13 protein-coding genes are annotated in these 14072 nt (G+C 54.5%); 4 read left to right on the forward strand and 9 right to left on the reverse strand.

From position 1 onward, the window contains the following. Nucleotides 1-21 precede the first annotated feature (21 nt). Genes CWE17_RS02995 through pds form a run of 8 tightly spaced genes read right to left on the reverse strand, consistent with a single transcriptional unit; the run spans nucleotide 22 to nucleotide 9084 of the window. Entirely contained in the window at nucleotides 22-291 is a 270-nt protein-coding gene (locus tag CWE17_RS02995; RefSeq protein WP_131454894.1) for a hypothetical protein, read from the reverse strand. Then, entirely contained in the window at nucleotides 291-1058 is a 768-nt protein-coding gene (locus tag CWE17_RS03000; RefSeq protein WP_131454895.1) for a MinD/ParA family protein, read from the reverse strand. The genes CWE17_RS02995 and CWE17_RS03000 overlap by 1 nt, the downstream gene beginning before the upstream one ends. Nucleotides 1059-1101: 43 nt before the next feature. After that, nucleotides 1102-2721: a TolC family protein gene (locus CWE17_RS03005; protein ID WP_161971407.1), complete on the reverse strand. Its 1620-nt coding sequence runs from the start codon at nucleotides 2719-2721 to the stop codon at nucleotides 1102-1104. Continuing rightward, entirely contained in the window at nucleotides 2721-3668 is a 948-nt protein-coding gene (locus CWE17_RS03010; RefSeq protein WP_236629481.1) for a phytoene synthase, read from the reverse strand. The genes CWE17_RS03005 and CWE17_RS03010 overlap by 1 nt, the downstream gene beginning before the upstream one ends. Next, entirely contained in the window at nucleotides 3668-4714 is a 1047-nt protein-coding gene (locus CWE17_RS03015) for a PleD family two-component system response regulator (protein ID WP_131454897.1), read from the reverse strand. The genes CWE17_RS03010 and CWE17_RS03015 overlap by 1 nt, the downstream gene beginning before the upstream one ends. Beyond that, nucleotides 4707-5078 carry a response regulator gene (locus CWE17_RS03020; RefSeq protein WP_131454898.1) on the reverse strand — a complete coding sequence of 124 codons (372 nt, stop codon included), beginning with the start codon at nucleotides 5076-5078 and terminating at the stop codon, nucleotides 4707-4709. The genes CWE17_RS03015 and CWE17_RS03020 overlap by 8 nt, the downstream gene beginning before the upstream one ends. After that, nucleotides 5075-7717, reverse strand: a complete 2643-nt coding sequence (locus CWE17_RS03025) for a Cache 3/Cache 2 fusion domain-containing protein (protein ID WP_131454899.1) — start codon at nucleotides 7715-7717, stop codon at nucleotides 5075-5077. The genes CWE17_RS03020 and CWE17_RS03025 overlap by 4 nt, the downstream gene beginning before the upstream one ends. Next, nucleotides 7717-9084, reverse strand: coding sequence for a 15-cis-phytoene desaturase (gene pds / locus CWE17_RS03030; RefSeq protein WP_131454900.1), 1368 nt, complete (start codon nucleotides 9082-9084; stop codon nucleotides 7717-7719). The genes CWE17_RS03025 and pds overlap by 1 nt, the downstream gene beginning before the upstream one ends. Nucleotides 9085-9190: 106 nt before the next feature. Between pds and CWE17_RS03035 the strand changes: the two genes are divergently transcribed. After that, nucleotides 9191-9538, forward strand: a complete 348-nt coding sequence (locus CWE17_RS03035; protein ID WP_131454901.1) for an NAD(P)H-quinone oxidoreductase subunit M — start codon at nucleotides 9191-9193, stop codon at nucleotides 9536-9538. Further along, nucleotides 9535-10143, forward strand: coding sequence for a DUF3172 domain-containing protein (locus CWE17_RS03040; protein WP_131454902.1), 609 nt, complete (start codon nucleotides 9535-9537; stop codon nucleotides 10141-10143). The genes CWE17_RS03035 and CWE17_RS03040 overlap by 4 nt, the downstream gene beginning before the upstream one ends. Nucleotides 10144-10153: 10 nt before the next feature. On the opposite strand, the gene CWE17_RS03045 is transcribed toward CWE17_RS03040, so the two are convergent. Beyond that, complete coding sequence (locus CWE17_RS03045; RefSeq protein ID WP_131454903.1) at nucleotides 10154-11182, reverse strand: LysR family transcriptional regulator; 1029 nt, start codon at nucleotides 11180-11182, stop codon at nucleotides 10154-10156. 131 nt (nucleotides 11183-11313) lie between these two features. Here CWE17_RS03045 and CWE17_RS03050 point away from each other — a divergent pair, with 131 nt between their 5' ends. Both CWE17_RS03050 and CWE17_RS03055 read left to right on the forward strand, forming a co-directional pair. Continuing rightward, nucleotides 11314-12015, forward strand: a complete 702-nt coding sequence (locus CWE17_RS03050) for an NnrU family protein (RefSeq protein ID WP_131455201.1) — start codon at nucleotides 11314-11316, stop codon at nucleotides 12013-12015. 35 nt (nucleotides 12016-12050) lie between these two features. Then, nucleotides 12051-14063, forward strand: a complete 2013-nt coding sequence (locus CWE17_RS03055; RefSeq protein WP_131454904.1) for an NAD(P)H-quinone oxidoreductase subunit 5 — start codon at nucleotides 12051-12053, stop codon at nucleotides 14061-14063. Nucleotides 14064-14072 lie beyond the last annotated feature (9 nt).

Consider the following 14072-nt stretch of genomic DNA (forward strand, 5'->3'; position numbering starts at 1 on the left):
TTTCAGATGGCGTAGGGATGTTCAGGAGCCAAGGTGGGTTTTCCAGTGGTCCCCAGAGGAGGAGCTACGGAACCAGCCACGCTCATCGAGAACATGGAGAAGAGTAAGCGCGTCTTGAGAGTCAAGTTGCAACCCCCATTCCTCAGCAAGAAAACAGCAAAGCTGATCGTCACTCAGACCACGACGCAAACCCAACTTCAGCAATCGACGCAATGATGGCGGCTCGAGAGCCACCATCAGCGACATCGTGAGGGGCTTCTGAGGTAAAGACTGGGGATCAAAACCAAGCATCAACCCATCAGGTCATCAATCAGGGACTGAGTCAAGGATCTGACCTGTTCCGTCCAGGGATGGTTAGGAAAGCTGAGCACTGCCAAGCCAGAACTGGCCAGCGTGAGCAGATCTTCACTAAGCGGCAACAAAGCAGCCAGAGGGACTCCATAGGTCGATGCAACCTTCTCTCGCGTAGAGGCAGGATCAAAATGATCGGGGAACTTATTCATGACGAGACGTATGTCCGCAGCGTCCAGACGCTGAGCGACTTCAATTGCAACAGCAGTACCCAAATAATCCTGCGTATCGGGACGCATGACCATCAGCAAGGAATCAGCAATCGCAGTCGAAAGAAGCGTTTCTTCATTGATACCCGGATGGGTGTCAACAATCACACAATCGAGCTTAAGTTCATCAGCCAGTGAAAACATCGCATCATTAAGCTTCTCGACTTCATACCCTTCACGAAGCAAGCGTGCAATGCGATCACTTTGCATCGATCCAGGCAGAAGATAGATCGCGCCATGGGCATGACGAACAGGATCAGGCGTCACTTCATGGGCACAACGACGAATCGGTGCATCCGATTGAAGGAAATCATTGAGGACGAGATCGTCTGCTGCAGCCTCATAGCCAAACAGAACATGCACTCCGGGAGAGGCAAGATCAGTGTCGAACACTGCAACCCGCTTACCAGCTAAACCAAGACAAGTCGCCAGATTCGCCGAGAGATTGGACTTACCAGTACCACCTCGGAATGAATGGACAGCAATGATGTGACTCATAACAAGCTCCAGCGTCAGCGGTATTCAAAAGCAGGCACGACACTCATCTGAAAACAGATGAGATGTTGACTTGAGAGAGGGGATTACCGACCTGTTGCATGAGATCAGGATCAGCAGCGAAGCTAAGCCCGCTGGAACGCGAGAGGTTGACCAAAGCAAGGTTGTAATCAGAGAGCTGGGTGATGTAGGAGCCAACAGCCTGGGTGAGGTCCTGCTGAGACTGAACCACATCAGTAATCGTGCCGTATCCAGCGCGAAAACGCATCGACTGCAATTTAAGCGAGTCAGAAGCAGCCCGCACCCGTTTTGAAGCCGCCAACACAGCTTCTCGTCCTTGCTGAGCGCGAGAAAAATATTCACGAACTTCGGCAATCACTGAATTAATCGTCTGATTAACCTTGGCAGCAGCGGCGCGCGCCCGACTCTTAGAGGCTTCGGCCTCCATGCGGGCCCGACCTCCATCAAAACCGGTGAAGGTGACCTGCAAGAGAGACTGGGCGTTCCAAAGATCACTACGAGCAGACTCAATGATCCATGGTGGGCCAAGATTGTTATATCCCAGCCCCTTGGTCCAATACAGCGAATTAACCAACTCGATGGTTGGACGATAAATGGCGAGGTCAATCTGAACCTGCGACTCATTTTGCTGGACAATCGCCAGCTGCTTCTCAATCACCTTGCGGTAACCAAGAGCTGACTGAACCGTTGCATCAAGAGATGCACTCCAAGCTCCCAGTGGCTTCAGAGGGGTGGACGGAGAAACCCCCTTCTGCAGCGGCGCATTCAATAATTCAACTAATTTCGCCTCATCGATCAGAGCATCTTGCTTTGCATTGACAAGATTGACTTGATCAGAACGCAACACAGTCAACTGCTTTGCGATATCAAGGTCTGAAGCGACACCCAAGCGCTTACGCGCTTGCGCAAGGCTCAGAAGGAATTGATCATTATCTACTAACTGCTGGCTTGTTTTGATCCCCGCGATCGAAGCCTGGAGACGAACAAATGCCTCCTGAGTCCTGAGAGCATTATCACGACGGGAGATAATGTAATCGCTCGAAGACTCGCGAACTATATACTTATTTTTCCAAATCTGAGGGCCACGCTCAGGGTCATAAAGCTTCCAATTGATGTCAAGGGTTGAAACCCCCTGCCAATAACTACTCGTAAAGGAACGATCAAAAAGATAGGAGGGCAATACGGCCGCTGAGTCACCGCCCCCATAAATCGATTGGTCAATACCCGATGTAGCTCCCGCGTAGTTGTAAAAAGCATTCTCGCCATACCAACCGAAATTCAAGTTGGCATCGACAGTCGGCCACCAGGTGGCATAGGCACTCCCGAGCTGATTCTGACTTGCAATAAGCCTCTGATAGTTCTCGCGGATCGTCGGATTACGCTCCTCGGCCAACCGAACAGCTGTCTCCATATCGAGGTTGGCAAGCACCGCCTCGGGCAGATCGGGAAACGACTCAATCGGCAGAGGCATACCCGCCGGCCAACCTGCTCCAAGCGCTTGAACCTTCTCAGCAGGGGGGAGGGTTTCAGGAGCCAAAGCGGAGTTTGCCTCATCAGCCAGAGCTCCACGATCAACAAAGGCACACTCGGCTATAAGCGATATCAGCAGCGGCAGATAGAAGCAACGCCTGAACACAAATGTCATCATCGTGACTGCGCCAGAAGGAAGGAAAAAGGCAGATCCATCAACTTTTTCATTCGTGGCACATACGCCCGATTGCGAAAGACATCATATCGATTACGCTCAATTGAATTCAGGATCCCTCGATACAAACGCAAGGATGTCCAAACAGGCCAACGCGCGTCAGCGGATAAAAAGCGAACACCCTCTTCCGAACGCCGAAACCAATCACGCGCACGTTGAATCTGGAAACGCATGAGAGCCACCCAGTTTTCATTCACAACTCCAGACATCAAGTCAGATTCACTGTAAGCAAATCGATGAAGATCTTCCTGGGGAAGGTAGATACGACCACGCTGCCGGTCTTCGCCGACATCTCGCAAAATATTCGTCAGTTGATTCGCTATACCCAGGGCCACTGCCGACTCAGTGGTATCACAGTCTTGCGTCCATGGAGCCGACGTATAGCTGGGGTCAATTCCCATGACACGCTGAGACATAACGCCAACCGTCCCAGCCACTCGATAACAATAAAGCTTGAGGTCTGAGAAATCCTTATATCGGGTCTGATTAAGATCCATACGCATGCCCTCAATCATGTCTAAATAAGGCTGCATGGGTTGGTCAAAGCGATGAATCGTGTCGTTCATGACAAGATCCAGATCGCTTTGAACAGAACCAGAAAATAAGGCACGGGTCTTCTCTTCCCAAAGATCAAGCTCTTCATTCAATTCCTCGCGAGGGCGCTTTAAAGCGTCCGGGCTATCCATGATTTCATCCGTACGTCGACACCACACGTAGATCGCCCAAATTGCGCGACGCTTCTCTGGTGGCATCAAAAGAGTGCCTAGGTAAAAGGTTTTCGCCCACTCTGCCGTTTCGGCGCGGCAAGCCTCATAGGCCGCTTCCAGGTTGTCCTGCACCGATACGGCCCCAATGGCGCAACCATCGTCGCAGATCATCGCACGCATCAGCCTCCTCCTTGCTTCAGAGATCGCCGTCGCCTCATCGCGGCAGCACGCTCAGATAGTGAGGTGAAACTGGGGTCCGAGGTAATTGACTTCACTTGAGCACCAACAACCTTCTTATTAAGCTCTAGTTCAAGGTCCTGAAGAGTTTCACCGATAGCGCGACGCTGCTGAACCAACGCCAAAGTCATACGTTCCATTGCCTTAACAAGAGAGTTCCTCTCGTCATCACTGGCATCATTGACCTGAATCCCCTCAAGCCTGCTCCGAGCCTCTGCCAGTTCACGATCCAAGGTGCGCTGGCTAGCCTGAAAGCGATCAATCAGCTTGAGATTCTGATCAATCCAACTCTTTCTCTCCAGGCTGATACCAATCCGTGCACGCAACATCGTCAAATTGCAAGGTTTGGGCAAGTAATCAATTGCCCCATTCTCAATGCAACCAATGACAGTCTCAAGATCTTCAACGCCAGAAACCATAATCACGGGGATTAAGGAAAGACTCTGATCCTGATTGATATGCCAAAGCGTGGTCGGTCCATCCATAACCGGCATCTGCACATCAAGGAGCACAAGGTCATAGCGGCTTTCACGCAACAGCCTCAATGCCTCCTCACCATCTGAGGCCGACAAGGCAATATGACCATCACGAATCAAAACAGAAACAAGAAGATCGCGATTGTTAGCCTCATCATCAACGACAAGAATGCGTCCGTGTTGCCGAGTTGATGCCGGATGACTACGCTTGGGGATCTCCGGTCGAACGCCTTTAAGTGGAGAGGGCAGAGATCGCGGGGAGCCTTGCTGATCCGTAGCTTCCTGCTCATTCAGAGACGATTGATCAGCAAGTCTGGAGCGAATCATGTCGAGCAGCTGTGAGGCAGCAGCACGAATTTTTAGAAGATCATCTCCATCAATGGATTCACCTTCGAGAAGCTCTTCGCTTAAAAGCTCGCTGTAGCCAATAATCTGATTGATCGGATTATACAAATCATGGCGCAATGACTTGAGTTCCTGCGATCCATCGTCAAGAGAAGACATCTCAACCATGATCTCCAATTAAACCGCTAATTGCTTTCAACAATTGGGGGAAGTCAATTGGTTTGGTCTGGTAGTCGTTACAGCCAGCGGCAAGGCAGCGTTCTCTGTCACTATCCATTGCATGTGCAGTCAACGCGATCACGGGGATAGAAAGCGTCTGTTCATCCTGACGAATCAAACGAGTCGCTTCTAAGCCATCCATACCAGGTAGGCTGACATCCATCAAAATCAGATCGGGTTTTTGTTCCTTCGCCTGAGATACAGCCTCTTCTCCATCGACGGCAAATACAAGCTCATAGCCCTTACGCAGAAGCCGTCTCGACAACATATCGCGATTCATCTCGTTGTCTTCGACCAGAAGAATCTTGCTCATGCGTTTTTCTTCTGGTTGGTTGGCAACAATTCCTTTATTTTCTCATAAAAATCCAAGCTTGTCGACTCAGTAGCAGACACTACAGTCGTAAAGCGGCCCGCCAATCGAGAGTGCTGATTGGGCGAAAGTGGCTCCGATGCAATCACGAGAATAGGAATCTGACTGGCCAAGGGATTACGGTGCAATTGTTCAACGAATTCAATTCCATCCATACATTCAATCGACAAATCAAGAATAATAACCGCCGGTCGCTTAACTTCTAACGTGGAGAAAATCGTTGGCTGATTATGCAAATGCAAAACATCCAAGCCAGCAGGTGCGAGCGCTTCGTCAATCATCTTGGCAATATCAGGTGAATCCTCAACAACAAAGACGCTTTGTTGTTGAGCAACAGATCCATCAAGTGCTCGCTCAAGCAGAGACGACAGGAGCGACCAGTCAATTGGCTTGACAAGACAGAATGAAACTTTTTCAGACAATGTGAGTTGACAGCCATCCTCGTCCTTACTGATCAGGATGACAGGAATGTGAGACAATAAAGGGTCATTCTGGATCTCAATCAATACCTGAAGATCCTGCTCGCCCGACATATCCAAGTCAAGGGCAATGATGTCTGGTGACCAGATACGCGCGCTCTGCAAACCTTCGGAGATGGTCTTTGCAGCGATAACAGCATAACCAGAGCGACTGAGATGCCTCTCTAGCAAATCACGGTAACCAGCATCATCATCAATAACAAGAATGCGGCCAAGTGGTGCGATTGAGGGGTAAACAATGTGATGATCATGCTTGGCTTCGCTCTTATCGCCAGGATCATCACCAACCTCAGTTGAGGGCTTAACGTAACGAGGAACTTTAATCGTAAAAATACTGCCAATACCTTCAGCACTATTGACAACAATATCGCCACCCATCAGACGGCAGAACTTACGGCTGATCGCCAAACCCAAGCCTGTACCGCCATATTTTCTGGATGTCCCAACGTCGGCCTGGGAAAACTCCTGAAAGAGCTTTGCTATCTGAGAATTGTTCATACCAATACCCGAGTCACGCACTCGCACAATCAAATATTCGACATCACTGACCACCTGCATCGCGCAATGCACACTCACAACACCATGGTCAGTAAATTTGCAAGCGTTACTAATTAGGTTAAGAAGAACTTGCTTGAGCTTTTGAACATCAACCTCGGCTTCCGCATCATTCGCTGCCTCGGAAAAACTAAACTTGATTTTATTTTGATTAACAGCAGCAAGGGGCTCGGCGGTTCCGATTACATCAGAGACCAGGCCTGTAAAATTAACTTTCTCGCAATACACACTCATCTTGCCGGCCTCAATCTTGGACAGGTCGAGAAGGCTGTTGATCAAGCCAAGAAGATGCTTGCTGGAAGATAGAATTTTCTTGAGATCCTCAACTGACTCATCCTGACCAAGGTCTTCATGCTCCTCGATTAGCATTTCGCTGTAGCCAATGATTGCATTCATCGGCGTACGTAATTCATGGCTCATATTGGCCAGGAATTCACTCTTGGCACGATTAGCATCTTCTGCTTGTTCTCTCGCCAGATCACCCTCAGCAAGGGCACGGGCCAAACGCTGACTGAAATACCAAGACAAAAGAACAACAGCAAAACCCGTCAACAATTGAAGGCTCAGCACTCCGATCGACAAGCGCATCGCTAAGGCATAGGCCGCTGCAGGAGAGCTAATTGAGGCAACTTTCATCCCCCATGGTTTATAGGGAACAGTATTCACAACAAAACCAGGAACAATCTGAGAACTAGCTTGTTGCTCAGAATTAATCATTCGCCTCTTGAGGCCGTTCATGACATCAGCACTCAGACGCGTCGGCAAATCTTTTGACGAATAGATAAGCCCTCCTCTTTCACCAAGAATCATGAGGTAAGAACCCAACGGCAAGTTAGCTTCTTGAACTGATTCGCGAATCGTTTCGGCAACAGAATTAATATCGTAACCTGCGTAAAAAGCCCCAACAACCTCTCCCGACTCAGAAACAATCGGAACGTAGTAAGCATAATAAACTTTCCCCAATATGTTTGTCGGCCCCTCATATTGCTTACCGGACAGCAAAACTGGAAGCACCGGCCCCTTGGGATCGAGCACTGTGCCCACAGCCCTGTCTCCCTGTTCCGTTCGAATGCTTGTGGCGATCCGCACGAGGCGATTGCCATCCCGCACAAAGATCGTGATCGATGCATCTAAGGATTGAGAGATGTGGTCAACCACCGGCTGCATCGAAGCAGCTGCCGTCTGACCGAAGCGCAGGACCGGCACGGTGGTGGAGCTCACACTGCTTGCCACTCTCACGCGAGCTGATTGATCAAGACTGACCTGGCCCTTGCCATTGGTGTCGCTGCGCAACAAGTCCAAGGCCTTGCTTAACCATCCACTCAGCAAGCCATCAACAATCCCGAACTTCTCGAGCACCTGCTCCACTTCATTTTCGAGCTGCGCCTTTGAAAAGGTCTCAATGACCGATCGCAGGCGCCAAGTCGTGAAGGCACTGGCACCCAGCAACAGAGCAGCAATCAACGACAGCCACGGCACAATCGTCCAGGAACGAGACAGCTCTGGTCGGCTGCCTTTGGAACGAAGCCCGGGCAGTCGGAGCTTCATCAGCGACAGACCGCCTGAGCGCAGAGCTTGCCACTGAGAACAGCACCCTCCATCGAAGCAAGGTACCGCTGCATCGTGTAATCACCTGCCAAAAAGAAGTTTTTGATCGGGGTGCTCTGGTCAGGGCGAAGCTGCTGACAACCTGGAGTGGTCTTGTAAACCGAAAGCGGGGTTTTCACCACTTTGTACTTGCGCAACTGAGCAGGGTGATCACCACCAAAGTGCATTGGGAAAAGTTTTTTCAGTTCACCCATCGTGGCCTCGATGATCTCCTCATCAGGCCTGCCGATCCAGTCTTTTGCAGGAGCGAACACCAGCTCAAGCATTGATTGATCGGGGTCCTCATATTCGCGACAGGTGATGCTCATATCGGCATACACACTGAGCAGAGGGGAGCGGCTAAACAGCAAATGATCAATATCGGTCAGCTTGCGATCGAACCACAGATGCAGGTTGATCACAGGAACCCCACGCAAGCCATCCAGCTTGCGAAACACCTCCATCTGTTTCCAGGGCTCAGGCAGCAGCAGCTTGAAGGGATCCACCGGCAAGGCACTCACATAGGCGTCCGCCTTGATCTCGCGTCCCTCCTGGCCATTGATGCCACCGATCCGAAAACCGGCAACACGTCCGTCGGGCTCGAGCTGGATCTCTCTCAGTGGACTGTTGAGATGCACCTCTCCGCCACAAGCTTCGATGTGATCAACGATCGGCTGGCAGAGACGCTCCGGAGGCGCCCCATCAAGAAACGCCATTTGAGAGCCGTTCTTCTCCTGCAGAAAACGATTCAGGGCCGTGAGCACCACGGTGGCAGAGATTTCGTCGGGATCAATGAAGTTCAACGCCTTGCTCATGGCGATGAACACCTCGTCGTTCACCCGCTCCGGAATGTTGTGCAGTCGCAGCCACTCAGTCCAGGAATATTTGTCACACTCTTCGACGTAGCCCTGACCCCGCAACATCGCTGGCACCAGACCCAGCCCGAAGCTGATCTTCTCGGGCCAGGTGAGCATGTCGTTGTTGCCAAGAATCGCCGCTACACCATTGATCGGGGCCGGAAGATCCGGGAAGTCAAAGCGGCTGTAGGTGCCAGGCTCCTCCGGCTGATTGAAGATCATTGAGTGGCTCTTCCACTGCAAACGGTCTTCAATCCCGAGCTCTTTGAAGAGCTGAAGCATGTTCGGGTAAGCGCCGAAAAAGATGTGGAGTCCGGTCTCGTACCAGTCACCGTCCTCGTCCTTCCAGGCCGCGACCTTGCCGCCGAGCACGTCCCTGGCCTCAAGCACGACGGGGGTATGCCCGGCGTCGGCCAGATACTTGGCACAGGACAGACCGGCAAGACCAGCTCCTGCAATGGCGACGCGCATGACGTGTTCCAAATCGTGAAGCCAACCTTAAAAGGCCTGCTTCCCCATGCGCTTCCTAAAGTCGTTGTCACAAGCCCCCGGAGTTCCTGAGGACTCCTCCCACGTCATGGCCGAGACCCTGCTGAAGTGCACCACCCGCCACGTGCGGCTGTTCACCGCCCGGGTGGAAAACAACAACCTTGTTCCGGCTGACGACCAGCTCACCCTCGACCTTGATCCCGACAACGAATTTCTCTGGAATGAGGCTGCCGTGGCGACCGTGCAGCAGCGCTTCCGTGCGCTCGTGGATCACCAAGCTGGCCAGGAGCTGAGTGATTACAGCCTGCGCCGCATCGGCACCGAGCTTGAGGGCTGCATCCGTGAATTACTTCAGGCTGGATCCTTGAGCTACAACCCGGACTGCCGAGTCCTCAACTACTCCATGGGGCTACCCAGAACCCCTGAACTTCTGTGAGTCGCTCCCCCTACGACCGGCGGTATGACGATCGCCGTTATGACGACCGGCGCTACGAGCAGCGACGAGCAGGAGGGCCTGCGGGTCCTGGTCCCAGTGGTGGTCCTGGTGGTGGAGGTTTGAAATTGAACGGTGCCTCCGCCGCCGTGCTCGCCGGTGTGCTCGTGATCGGTATCGGCATCGGCAGCGCCGTGACCAGCACGACCCAGGGAGACCAAGGCAATATCGCTAGCAGCCAACAGCTCGACATGGCTGTTCCTGACCCGGAATTCTGCCGGCAGTGGGGAGCGAGTGCTTACGTCATGGACGTGGAGATGTACACAACCATGAACCCTGTGAGCAGCTTCGTGACCCAGCCATCACTCCAGGCGGGTTGCGTGATCCGGCGAGAAAACTGGGCCGTTCTTCGCAAGGAGGGGGCGATCACCCCAGCCCAGGAACGGGACTGCAAACAGCGCATGAACACCTTTGCCTACATCGGATCGGTTCGCGACAAACCCGTTGTGCGTTGCGTCTATCAAACCGACGTGAGCGAAAACAAATTCATCACCAAGGGGGTCGCCGATGACACCGTTGGCATCACTCCTGAAGCAGGTCAGTTCTGAGCCGCTGCGATCAACCCTGGGAAGGGGCCTGGGGATCTTCGTCGACCAGAGGTTCCACCTTGGCAGCTCCCTGGGTGGCAGCTCCCTGGGGTGATCTCGACTGGCGTAAGGGGCTGTCAGGGCTTGCGAACACAGGCAGGACGTCGCGACGGAAGGCCTCAGAGGCCCTTGAGCAGTAACGGGCGGGATGACTGATCAGCTTGAGCTGTCTGCGCACCTGGAGATCAACCACCGAAGGCCGATGCAGGGTGCCGGCATTCAGCTCCCTCTCGATCGAGACCACCGGTAGGAATGCAGCGCCAAGACCAGACTGCACGGCGTTCTTGATGGCTTCGAGGGAATTGAGCTCCATCTCAATCCGCAGTCTCTGGACATCAAGGCCCGAGCGAGCGAGCAACTGATCCACCATCTTCCGCGTGGTGGACTGAGCATCTAAACAGACAAAGCCCAGCCTGTAGAGGTCCTCCTTGCTGAGCTCCAGCAAACGGGCGAGGGGGTGCTTGACAGGCAAAACAAGGGCCAGCTCGTCGTTGGCATAAGGCACCACCTGGAGCAGATCGTTGAGCTCGGCTGGAAGTTCACCGCCGATGATCGCCAGATCGATCTGGCCATTGGCCACACTCCAGCCGGTGCGTCGAGTGCTGTGAACATGCAACTGCACCGCCACATCAGGATACTTCTGCCGAAACAGCCCGATCATGCGGGGCATCAGATACGTGCCGGTGGTCTGACTAGCTCCAACCACCAGTGATCCGCCCTTGAGGTTGTGGAGGTCATCGAGGGCACGACACGCCTCATGGCACTGGCTCAGGATCCGATCGCAGTAGCCCAGCAGCAGATGTCCGGCTTCAGTGAGCTGGGCCTTGCGACCTCCACGATCGAAAAGCGAGACCTCGAGCTGCTTTTCAAGGTTCTGAATCTGAAGGCTGACGGCAGGCTGGGTGACAAACAGGCTGTCGGCCGCCTTCTTAAAACTGCCCTCGCTGACGATGGCTCGCAGGATCCGCAGCTGGTCGAGGGTGAACGGGAGATCAGCCATGGGGGCCTGCCAGCTGGGCAGGAACGATCAAAAAACTGTAGTGGGGCCGGCAGCCGCCAGAATCGCGCTTCGCCGCAATCGCCAGCGTGCTCCCCAGTGACCCGAGCAGTCCCCATCACACCAGCCTGGTGATGCTGATGCTGCTGTTGCTCTTCGCTGTTATTCACAGCGGCGGAGCTGCCCTGCGCAGCCGCGCAGAGGCCCGGATCGGTGCCCGGGCCTGGCGGCTGATCTTCGCGGCGCTGAGCATTCCCTCCGCAGTGGTGGTGATCGGGTATTTCCTGGCGCATCGCTACGACGGAGTACGCCTCTGGAATCTCCAAGGGGTGCCTGGTCTGGTGCCCTTGATCTGGGGCCTCACGGCAATCAGCTTTCTGTTTCTCTACCCAGCCACCTACAACCTGCTGGAAATCCCGGCGGTGCTGAAGCCCCAAGTGCGCCTCTACGCAACAGGGATTATCCGGATCAGCCGCCACCCTCAGGCCGTGGGGCAGATCCTCTGGTGCTTCAGTCATGCCCTCTGGATCGGCAGCAGCTTCATGTTGGTGACCTGCGCCGGCCTGATCGGTCATCACCTCTTTGCCGTGTGGCACGGCGATCGCCGTCTGCAAGAACGCTTCGGCGCCGCCTTTGACACCTTGCGGGACAGCACATCTGTGATTCCCTTCGTGGCGATCTTTGATGGACGCCAACAGCTGGCATGGCGGGAGCTTCTACGCCCTGCCCAGCTAGGGATCGTCATCGCCGTGGGCCTGTTCTGGTGGGCCCACCACTGGATCCCGGTCGGCACCACCGTCTTTCTTCACTCACGGCTGGAGAGTCTGCTGAGCTGAGCTGCCTACACTCACCAGCAGCCTGACTCGCGCGGATGCATTCGGCAGCTGATTACGCCTGGTTGATCCCAGTGCTCCCTCTGCTCGGCGCAGTCCTCACAGGCTTAGGCCTGATCAGTTTCAACCGCACGATCAATCGGCTGCGAAAGCCAGTGGCCATCCTGCTGCTGAGCTGTGTGGGTGCTGCAGCCGTCATCAGTTACGCGGTGCTCTTCGAGCAACTTGCAGGGGCACCGGCAGTCGAACATCTGTTCGTCTGGGCCAGCGCCGGAAGCTTCAATCTGCCGATGGGCTACGTGGTCGACCCCCTCGGGGCCGTGATGCTGGCCCTGGTGACCACGATCGCCCTTCTGGTGCTGATCTACTCCCATGGCTATATGGCCCACGACAAGGGCTATGTGCGCTTTTTCACGTATCTCGCCCTGTTCAGCAGCTCCATGCTTGGCCTGGTGCTGAGCCCCAATCTTCTCGAGATCTACGTGTTCTGGGAGCTGGTGGGCATGTGTTCCTACCTACTCGTGGGCTTCTGGTACGACCGGGATGGTGCCGCCCATGCAGCCCAGAAGGCCTTTGTCGTGAACAGGGTTGGTGATTTCGGATTGCTCCTTGGAATCCTTGGTCTGTTCTGGGCCACGGGAAGCTTTGATTTCCAGGGGATTGCTGATGGCCTCAGTGCTGCCATCAGCAATGGCACGGTTCCAGGCTGGGCTGCCTTGGCTCTCTGTCTGTTCGTGTTCATGGGTCCGATGGCCAAGTCGGCCCAGTTCCCCCTCCACGTTTGGCTACCCGATGCCATGGAGGGTCCAACACCGATCTCCGCCCTGATTCACGCCGCAACGATGGTGGCGGCAGGCGTGTTTCTGGTCGCCCGACTGGAGCCTCTCTATGCCCAGTTCCCAAGCGTTGGTTTGGTGATCGCCGTTGTGGGAACCATCACCTGTTTCCTTGGCGCCTCCATCGCCCTCACTCAGATGGACCTCAAGAAAGGGCTCGCCTACAGCACCGTGTCTCAGCTGGGGTACATGATGCTGGCCATGGGTTGTGGGGCCCCGGTGGCTGGCATGTTCCACCTGGTGACCCATGCCTTCTTCAAGGCGATGTTGTTCCTGGGGTCAGGCTCCGTCATCCATGCCATGGAGGATGTGGTGGGCCATGAGCCCGTGCTAGCGCAGGACATGCGCCTGATGGGAGGACTGCGCAAAAAGATGCCGATCACAGCCATCACCTTCTTGATTGGCTGCATTGCCATCAGCGGTATTCCGCCGTTGGCCGGCTTCTGGAGCAAAGACGAAATCCTCGGCCAGGCGTTCAACAGCTATCCGGTTCTTTGGGCCGTCGGCTTTCTGACCGCCGGCATGACCGCCTTCTACATGTTCAGGCTTTACTTCCTGACCTTCGAAGGCGACTTCAGGGGCCATGACAAGAGCCTCCAGCACGCGTTGATGGAGGCTGCCGGCAAATCCGCCGATGAAGATCATGACCATCACGCCGGCAGCCTCCATGAGTCCCCCTGGTCCATGACCCTGCCTCTGGCCGTGCTTGCGGTGCCTTCTGTGCTGATCGGTCTCTTGGGCACCCCCTGGAACAGTCGCTTTGCCGGTCTGCTCAACCCTGAAGAAGCTGCCGAGATGGCCGAGCACTTCAGCTGGTCAGAGTTTTTACCCCTCGCCGGAGCCTCCGTCGCGATCTCCCTCACAGGCATCACCATTGCCGTGCTGGCCTATGCCCTGCATCGCCTCGATCTAGGTCAGCTGGTGGCGGCTCGCTTCCCGGCTATCAACGCCTTCCTCGCAAATAAGTGGTACCTCGATGCGATCAACGAGAAACTGTTTGTGCGTGGCAGCCGCAAACTTGCCCGCGAGGTGCTTGAGGTGGATGCCAAGGTTGTCGACGGTGTGGTCAACCTCACGGGCCTCCTGACCCTGGGCAGCGGTGAGGGACTCAAATACTTTGAGACGGGCCGAGCCCAGTTCTATGCCCTGATCGTGTTCGGGGGCGTGATTGGCCTGGTGGTGCTCTTCGGAGTGCTGGGGGGCCCGATCGGCTAGGGCTGCCTG

The sequence above is a fragment of the Synechococcus sp. BS56D genome, from assembly GCF_004332405.1.
In the GTDB taxonomy this organism is placed as follows: Bacteria; Cyanobacteriota; Cyanobacteriia; order PCC-6307; family Cyanobiaceae; genus Synechococcus_C.